General features: G+C 60.7%; 7 protein-coding genes. 4 read left to right on the top strand and 3 right to left on the bottom strand.

All coding sequences use genetic code 11. From position 1 onward, the window contains the following. The 4 genes from GCT19_RS25085 to GCT19_RS25070 all read left to right on the top strand — a co-directional run. Positions 1 to 546, top strand: a 546-nt coding sequence (locus GCT19_RS25085; RefSeq protein WP_152853410.1) for a tyrosine-protein kinase family protein, incomplete at its 5' end; no start/stop codon positions are given. 69 nt (positions 547 to 615) lie between these two features. Further along, positions 616 to 1,854: a lipopolysaccharide biosynthesis protein gene (locus GCT19_RS25080; RefSeq protein ID WP_321576868.1), complete on the top strand. Its 1,239-nt coding sequence runs from the start codon at positions 616 to 618 to the stop codon at positions 1,852 to 1,854. 25 nt (positions 1,855 to 1,879) lie between these two features. Then, entirely contained in the window at positions 1,880 to 3,028 is a 1,149-nt protein-coding gene (locus tag GCT19_RS25075) for a hypothetical protein (protein ID WP_018436764.1), read from the top strand. Between the two features lie 465 nt (positions 3,029 to 3,493). Next, positions 3,494 to 5,647, top strand: coding sequence for a TonB-dependent siderophore receptor (locus GCT19_RS25070; protein ID WP_152853409.1), 2,154 nt, complete (start codon positions 3,494 to 3,496; stop codon positions 5,645 to 5,647). Between the two features lie 21 nt (positions 5,648 to 5,668). On the opposite strand, the gene GCT19_RS25065 is transcribed toward GCT19_RS25070, so the two are convergent. From GCT19_RS25065 to GCT19_RS25055, 3 genes are read right to left on the bottom strand one after another with little or no spacing between them, the layout of a single operon-like run. Further along, positions 5,669 to 6,499 carry an ATP-binding cassette domain-containing protein gene (locus GCT19_RS25065; protein WP_018436762.1) on the bottom strand — a complete coding sequence of 277 codons (831 nt, stop codon included), beginning with the start codon at positions 6,497 to 6,499 and terminating at the stop codon, positions 5,669 to 5,671. Further along, positions 6,499 to 7,509, bottom strand: a complete 1,011-nt coding sequence (locus GCT19_RS25060; RefSeq protein WP_018436761.1) for an ABC transporter permease — start codon at positions 7,507 to 7,509, stop codon at positions 6,499 to 6,501. Before GCT19_RS25060 ends, GCT19_RS25065 begins: the two co-directional genes overlap by 1 nt. Continuing rightward, entirely contained in the window at positions 7,509 to 8,618 is a 1,110-nt protein-coding gene (locus GCT19_RS25055) for a sugar ABC transporter substrate-binding protein (RefSeq protein ID WP_152853408.1), read from the bottom strand. Before GCT19_RS25055 ends, GCT19_RS25060 begins: the two co-directional genes overlap by 1 nt. Positions 8,619 to 8,869: the final 251 nt, after the last annotated feature.

The following is an 8,869-nucleotide window of genomic DNA, read 5'->3' as shown; positions in this document are numbered from 1 at the left end:
GTCGCGGCGGCCGGCAAGCGGGTGTTGCTGATCGATGCGGACCTGCGCAAAGGCCATCTGGAGCAGTACTTCGGCCTCGACTCGACACCGGGCCTGGCCGACTATCTGTCGTCGGAGGTGCCGTCCGACTCGGTGATCAAGCGTGACGTGCGCCCGGGCCTGGACTTCGTTGCGCGCGGCGCGATCCCGGAGAACCCGGCCGAGCTGCTGGTGAGCGAGCGCATGCAGCAGTTCCTCGCGAAGACGAGCGACTACGATATCGTGCTGATCGACACGCCGCCCGTGCTCGCGGTCTCCGACGCGACCGCGCTTGCGGATAGCTGCGGCACCGTGTTGCTGGTGACGCGCTTCGAGACGACTTCCATTGCGCAGGTGCAGGAAGCGACCAAGCAACTCAAGCAGGCGAATGCCCGGGTGAAGGGTGTGATCTTCAATGCGATCGACACGGATGTCTATCGCTATAGTCTGGGCGCGCGCGCCGGCCTCTATCGCAATGCTTCCTATCTCGACGCATTGCCCGCCAGCGGGAAGACACAGAAAGACTAGCTTTCGGACGACGGCCATCGTCGTGTGGAGCGAAGAAAAAATTCACCCGGACTTCGACGCAGATAAATTGTGAATATCAAACATTCGATAGTAAGTGTCGCTGGAGTGGTGCTGAGTCAGGCGCTAAATTTCGTTTCAATTCTTTTGATCGGGAAGTTTTGCGGACCGACGGCTCTCGGCTACTTCAGCCAGCTGATGGCTGGTGGTCTCTTTATCGGGTCGGTGATCGGCTTGCGTCTGGAGGTCGCATGCATGGCAGCGGACAAGGCGCAAGCCGTCCGGGCGATGACGAGTTCCAGCGCGGTAGCCATCATGATCGGCGTAGCGCTCGTGGTGGCTACCGCAATAGCCGGGCACACGGAATACATACCTGTTATCGGTTTGGCACTTGGCGTATTCCTGCAACAGGCGTTGTGCGGAGCGCTCACCACCGAAAGAAAGTACACGCAGATCGCGACGATCCGGTTCTTTCCCAATGCCGCGTTCGCCGTCTACTTTCTCTGCATGATGATGTTTTCGAAAGGCGAGGTCAGTGGCACCACCGTATTCAACATCTATAGCTGGATTTTTCTGGCCTCGTCGGTTGTGCCGGCCGCGATCTGTCTTTATTCGGCCCGCCAGATGATCCCGGTGTCCTTCCTTAGGTTCTCTGCGATCCAGATTCAGTATGCAAAATTTGGCATACCGACCACTACGCTGAATTCATTCGTGATCTATGCGTCTGCGATCCTGATGCCGATGATCTTCGATCATCGTGACGCTGGCATCTTTGCGTTGGCGTATCGGGTGGGTTACTTCCCTGCGTCCCTCTTGTCGCAAAGTCTGGGCGCCGTCTTCCGCCGCGATCTGATCGATTATTTCGATGGCCACAGAAAAGGCGGAGTGAATCCTTCGAAGCAGTTTTTTACGATGCTGACGTTGATCAGCATTTCTCTCGTGGCAGCGTGCTATGCAGGCCTTAGCCTCATTATCCACGTGAAGATGGGCGACGAATGGGAACCGTCGATGTCCGTGTACCTGATCTTTATTCCCTATTTCATCACGATGGCGATCTACGGCTCGATGGCGCAGGTATTCATCGTCGCGAACCGACAGAAGATCGACTTGATGATTCAAATGGTCAATGCCGTATCGATTTTTCTGATCTTTGCGACGGCTCATTTCCTGGGCGTCGGTTTCATTCAATCGCTTGTTCTGCTCAGCGTCTGTGGAACGATCGTGGCAAGCGTGGGTACTTACCAGGCGCTCAAGATCGGAAAGGGCCCGGACGCTTATTTGAATCGCCAACCTAGCTTTGAAGCGCCGTGACAGGCGAGTCGATCAGGGAAAGAGAATGCGCATTGTAAAACTCCCCGGCATCATCGGCAGGAATGCGAGTCCAGGCGTGTCGGCCGCGGTCTGGTTCATTCTATTCATCGCGCTGTATGCCATCTCCGCGTTTCATGATAGTACGTTGCCGGCGCGGTTTCTGTTGGATGAACTGGTGATCTTCGACCGGATGAAGACCGTCACGGCTTTCAAGGCGTTTGGCGACTCATTCGACAATCTCGCGTGGTTATTCAACTTTTTTGGCCTCGAGAGTTTCTCCATTTCTTTGGCGGGCTTTCTGGCGTCGACCATCGGCATGTTTGTCGCCATCTGGCGATCTGGTGTTACTTCGCTGAAGCCGACCGAGTTCTTTCTGGTCGCCTTCTGGCTCGTCAATCAGACCGTCTACATCGGCGTTCCGTCAAAAGAAGTTGTTATTTCTATTGCGGTTCTGTTGTTGCTGTTTTACAACTCGTCGCGCGCGATATTGGCTTTGTTTGTAGTTCTGGCGACGCTGGTAGCCGTGTACTTCAGATCGTACTGGGCTATTACGCTTGCCGCGACCGTTTTTCTTTATTTAACACCAAATGGCTTCAGAAAGCCGATTTCATTGATCCTTTTCGCACTGACTCTGTTTGTGATTGTCGCCTTCGTGTTCCAGAAGGCCTATGGCGAGTCACTGGATTTCGCGAGACAGAATGCCAATGAGTGGCGGGACCCAGAGGAAGTGGGGTCGATGATCGTACAGTTCATTCCGGGCAGCAGTATGTTCGTTGGCGTGGCGAACGTCGCCATCACGTTGGCGACCTTCGTTTTGCCGGTGCGGTTGATTACGTCGGGTTCTCCGTTGCAAATGCTGGGCGGCATTGGCGTGTTTTTCACCTTTGCGACTGTGTTCTCGCGTTATCGCTCGGCTGCGACGCTATTTCCGGTGGGCCGATTCGAGACGCTGTGTTTTTGCTTTCTCGTCAGTTTCCTTTCAACGCAAGCTATTTTCGAGCCGGACTACGGATCATTCCTGCGTCATCTTTCGCCGGTGTCGCCGTTGATCATGTTTCTCGTCCTGCGGCTGTCATTGGAAGGACGCGTAACTGTATCGGCTGAGAGTGCGTCGCCGGCGAACGAGGACATCCATCATCGGTCCGCATTGTCGAGACATCGGAGCGCCTCCTGATTCGCTATAACGGCCCTCTGTGTGCCGTTTGGGAAACGATCGGCTCCAGCTTGGCACAGCCGGCGCGCATGGTCCGGTATTCCCGCCGCACGGCGTCCAGCAGCTTCTTCGCCACGGAAGGCAGCGCGCTCGTTGAGTAACCTCAGCGGATTCCAGCGGAACGCCCGCCGGCCTCGCCGACTTCGATAAGTCCTCGGCCAGAAACCCTCCGTCCAGTGGGGCTTCATCGGCCCACACTCGTTTTAGCCGTGCATCCCACGCGGGGCGCGCCCTTGTGTTGCGCCGTCACCACCGCAAGCGATTCGAATCCCACCGTAATGCTTTCAAAAGGCAAAAGCCTTTGCTACCATCGCGCCTCATGAATGCGAATCAATCGCATTTACAACCGACAGAGGCGCTTGCTCGCTGGTAGACATGAAGAATCAAAAAACCAAACGTCCAACAAGGGTCACACTCCATCGTCCCATGCAGATTGCGGTTTGGCTGGCCTTTGCCGGCGCCGCGCAATCCGCTTTTGCGCAGAGCGTTGCGAACGGGGAAACCGCGGCGCCAGCCAGTAGTCCTGGCGCGACGGCGACCGCCGCTAGCGGCGGCGAGCAGGCGCTGCCGGCCGTCAACGTCAACGCGGCCGCCCAGACGGATTCGCCGATGCACTTGCGCACGCCCGTGTCGGTCGGCGCGCTGGGTACGCGTTCGCAGCTCGACACGCCGTTCTCGACCACCGTCGTGACCGGCGAGGAGCTAGCCGACCGTCAGGCGAACAAGCTCGGCGACGTGTTCGCGGTCGACGCATCGGTCACCGACAGCACCAATGCGTATAACGCGTGGGCCACGTACATCTCGATTCGCGGCCTGCCGATCGATTGGCAGAACGGCTTTCGCATCAACGGCAATCCGTTCATCTCGTACGGCATCACGATGCCTTATGAAAACCTCGAACGCGTCGAACTGCTGAAGGGCCTTGGCGGTTTCATGTACGGTTTCGTGCAGCCGGGCGGGGTCGTCAACTACGTGACGAAGACGCCGGCGGATCAGCCGGTGACGAGCGTGTCGGCCGGCTACCGGATGGACAGCGTGTTCAGCCAGCACGTCGACCTGAGCCGGCGCTTCGGTCCGGACGACATGTTCGGCGCGCGCGTCAACTACACGCACGAGGCCGGCAAGACCTACAACGCGGGTGACATCAATCGCAATTCGCTGGCGGTGTCGCTCGACGGCCGCCTGACGCGCGACCTCGACGTCTATTTCGACGCGATCTATCAGCAAAGCCGCTCGAGCGGCCAGACCCCCGCGATCTACACGGGCAGCCTTACGGGCACGAGCCTGCCCGCGCCAATCAGCGGCGGCACCAATCTGCTCGGCGGCACCGATCAGCATCTGAACACGAACCTGCAGTTGTACACGGCGGGCGTCAGGTATCAGATCACGCCGAACTGGTCGTTCAACACGTCGGCGAGCTACAGCAAGTCGTCGCGCGACCGCAATGAAAGCACGCTGACGCTGTTGAACCAGGCCGGCGACTACACCGACAGCCGCTGGAACGGCGACGAAGGTCACCAGGACATCTACTGGCAGGGCGTATTCGAAGGCACGGTGAAGACGGGCATCTTCACGCATCAACTGGCGCTCGGCGCGTCGTGGCAGTACCAGACGAACGACTACAGCGCCGTCTCGTACTACTTCACGCTGGGCAACGGCAACCTGTATCAGCCAAACCCGTGGCGCTACTATTCGGGCGCCGGTCTCGACAAATATCGCGCGAACGAGATCACGCAGAAGGCGCTATTCGCGAGCGACACGATCCAGCTGACGGATCGCTGGTCGCTGCTCGCGGGCCTGCGCTACACGAACTACGATCAGCAGTCGTACAACATCAACGGTTCGCTGTCGTCTTCGTACGGGCAGAACGGTGTGCTGACGCCGACCGTCGCGCTGATGTACAAGCTCGAGCCGCACACCACGCTTTACGCGAGCTACGTGGAGTCGCTCGAGCAGGGCGCGATGGTGGCCGACATCTATGCGAACGCCGGCGCGCTGCTGCGTCCGCTGCGCTCGCGTCAGTACGAGGTCGGCATCAAGAGCGAGCATGAGCGCTGGGCGGCGACGGCTGCGTTGTTCCGCATCGAACGCGGGGCTGCGTACGCGAACAGCCAGAATGTCTACGTGCAGGACGGCAACTCGATTTACCAAGGTCTGGAGGCGGGCAGCAGTGTGCGCCTCGGCCGCAACTGGCAGGTGACCGGCAACCTGATGCTGCTCGACACCTGGTACGCGAAAGGACAGGCCTATAACGGCAACCGGGTGGCCGGAGCGCCGCTATTCGTCGCCGCCGGCCGCGTGACCTACGACGTGCCCGCCGTGCCGGGCCTGCAGCTCGGCGCGGACGCGAAGTTTACGAGCAGTACGAAAGTGCGTCCGGCTGGCGACCTGCAGACGGGCGGCTACATGATCGTCAACGTCGGAGCGAACTATTTGACGCGCATCGGTGGGCACGACGTGACGCTGCGCGCGGCGATCGACAACATCACGAATCGCCGCTACTGGATGTTCCAGTACACGGACTACATCGCGCCGGGCGATCCGCGCATGGTCAGCGTGAACGCGAAGATCGATTTCTGATCCTGGTCAACGGTAGCGGGCTCACTGCGCGCCGCTGGAGCGCATGGCCCGGTATTCCCGCTGCACGATGTCCATCAGTTCCGCGACCGAAGTCAGCGCGCTCTGTTGCTCGTAGGTCACGCGGCCTCGCTGCATCAACATGATGCGATCCGCGATATCGAGCGTCTGCGCATAGTTGTGCATGATCATGATGATCGACAGGCCGCCTTTTTCCTTCAGGCGCATCAGCAGGTCGATGATGAGCCCCGCCTCGCGCGCGCCCATCGCGGCGAGCGGCTCGTCGAGCAACAGGATCTTCGCGTTCGAATGCACGGCGCGCGCCACGGCGATCGCCTGGCGCTGCCCGCCCGAAAGGCGCTCCACGGGCAAATCCACCGAAGGCACGTGCACGCCGATATCGTCGAGGCATTGCGCCGCGCGCTCGCGCATCTGCTTGTGGTCGAGCAGCCTGAACGGCCCGCGCCGCACGATTTCGCGATTCAGGAACATGTTGTGGTAAATGCTCAGCGAATTCGCGAGCGCGAGATCCTGATATACGCATTCGATGCCGAGCGAGCGCGCATGATCGACCGAGCGCAACAGCGTCTCCTCGCCGTCGATGTGGAGTGTGCCGCTCGTTTGCTGATGAAAGCCCGTGAGAATTTTCACGAGCGTAGACTTGCCCGCGCCGTTGTCGCCCAATATGCCGAGGATCTCGCCTTTGCCGAGCGTGAGCGAGACGCCGTCGAGCGCCGTCACCGCGCCGAAGCGCTTGACGAGGTTGTCGCCGCGCAGCGCGAGCGGCGCGTTCGCCGCGCCGAGCGCAGCGGAGGTGGCATTCACGCCCGCGGAGGAGGTTTGCGATTGGTCCATCAGCGTCCACCCTTGCGGCGAATGCGCCCGACGTGGATGTTGAAGATCATCGCCGCCAGAATCGCGGCGCCAAGAATGATGTTGAACGTGAACGCGTTGATGCCGATCAGCGTAAATCCGTCGTTGAGAATACCGAGCACGGCCGCGCCGATGAGCCCGCCCACGATGGTGCCCGAACCGCCCGTCAGCGGCGTGCCGCCGATCACGGCCGCGGCCACGGCAAGGAACATGATCTGATTGCCGCCCGCCTGCGGGTCGATCGAGGTAATGCGAAAGGCTTCGAGCATGCCGGTGAACCCCGCCAGCACCGCGGCAAGGATGAAGTTGCCGAGGCGCAGCCGCTTCACATGAATGCCGGCCTCGCTCGCGCCGAGCGGATTCGCACCTGCGGCCTGCGTATGCAGGCCCCAGCGTGTATGCCGCAACAGCACGTGCATCGCGAAGGCGATCACCAGGGTCCAGATGATCTCGCTGTAGCCCCATGCGCCCATCACCGCGGCGAATGCGGGCGAGCCAGGCGTGGGGGCGGGCGTGCCGCGCGAGATCGTGAGCGTGATGCCGTTGATCAGAAAGAGCGTGCCGAGCGTCGTAACGAACGAGGGCAGCCGCAGCCACACCGTCACCGCCCCGTTCACGAAGCCGACCACTCCCGCCGCCACGAGCCCCGCGATCACGGCGAGCCACATCGGCGCGCCCGCGTCATTCGCGAACACCATCATGAATGGCGCGAACGCGAACACCATGCCCGCCGACAGATCGATGTCGCCGCCGATCATCAACATGATTTCGCCGAACGCAATGATCGCCACCGGCGCGATGAACTGCGACAGGTTGACGAGGCTCGCGTTGGTGAATAGGAAATCGTGGTTCGCGAATTCGAAGTAGGCGGCCAGCAGCACGGCCACGAGCAGGATGCGCAGCTCGGCCGCCCATTGAGACGCGAATGAAACGCCCGCGCGCCGGGGCGCGCGGACTGCTTCGGTGTTGCTGGTTTCGTTCACTGTATTCATCAGGACTTGATTGCGCCGGACCGCGGGACGATTTGCTGCTTATCGGTCTTGCCTTCGAAGCGCGTCGAGGTATTGAGGTAGGGCTCGACGTTCTCCTTGGTCACGAACTTCAGGCCCGTGTTGATTTCGGCCGGCCCGACGAGGCCTCCCGAGCTGAGGAACACGAACGCCTGCATCACCGTATAGAAACCCTGAACGTACGGCTGCTGGTCGATGGTGAAGTCGAGGTAGCCTTCGTGGATCAGTTGGATCGTGGTCGGCAGCAGGTCGAAGCCGCCGCCGTGCACGCCCTTCGCGGGCAGGTTCGATTCCTTCATCACCTGCGCGACGCCCTGGGTGCTGCCCGCATCCACGGCGAACATGCCCTTCAGGTCCTGGTGACCGAGATAGAACGCCTTGATCTTCGACAACTCCTCGTTGACGGTTGCGCCCGTGGCCACGGTCTGAATGTCGATCTTCTTGCCGGACTTCTTGATCGCGTCGCTCGCCCCGTCCATACGCGGCTGGATGTTGAGCTGCCCCGGCGTCGCAATGAACAGCGCGACCATGCCGCTGTCGATCAGGCTCACGATGCGCTCGCCCATCTGGTAGCCCGACAGATACAGGTCCTGGCCGATATAGGCGAGGCGCGGATTCTTTTTGCCACGCGGCGCGTCGGCGTTATAGGCGAACACTGGAATACCGGCGTCGAGCGCGGCCTGAATGGGCTTGTCGAAAGCGCTCGGATCGACGATCGGCACCGCGATGGCGTCGGCCTTCGCGGCGATCGCCGAGTTGACGGCACGGACCATTTCGCCAGCGTCGGAGGTGGCCGAGCCGGTCCACTGATAGTCCATGTTGAGCAGCGAGCAGGCATCCTGAATGCCGTACTGGGTGGGCACGAAGAACGGGTTGGTCGTGACGTGATTGACGAACACGATCTTCCACTTCTTGTGCGACGGAAACGCCGACTCCGCCGCCTGCGCGCTACCGATCAGCCCGCCCGCGCCGCCTAGCGCGCCCATCAGCGAAAGCGCGGCGCCGAGTCCGGCGCCCTGCATCAGCCCGCGCCGCGCCGGATTGAAAGAGTTGTTGCCTTGTTGCTGGTTGTCATCCCGTTGCTGTGCCATCTCATCCTCCGATTCTTGTCTTCGTTGGTCGATGCGGTCGACGTTGCGTCGATCGTGTGCAGATGCTGGAAGGCACCGGGAGTGCGCTGGGCAGCGCGAGACTTTGGCGTGGCGACGTGCAACCCCGATTCGAGGCGCTCGATACGCGCCGTGCGGTACCGCAAAAATGTTAGTGCAGTGCGGTTGCACCGCCTAATCCATGTATACCCGCACCAGTCCGAAGAGTGGGACGGCGGGGTCACGAACGTGTG

This window comes from Paraburkholderia atlantica, from assembly GCF_009362785.1.
In the GTDB taxonomy this organism is placed as follows: Bacteria; Pseudomonadota; Gammaproteobacteria; order Burkholderiales; family Burkholderiaceae; genus Paraburkholderia; species Paraburkholderia atlantica.
Note: the sequence above shows the minus strand (reverse complement) of the source record. Positions and strands in the feature narration are given on the sequence as shown.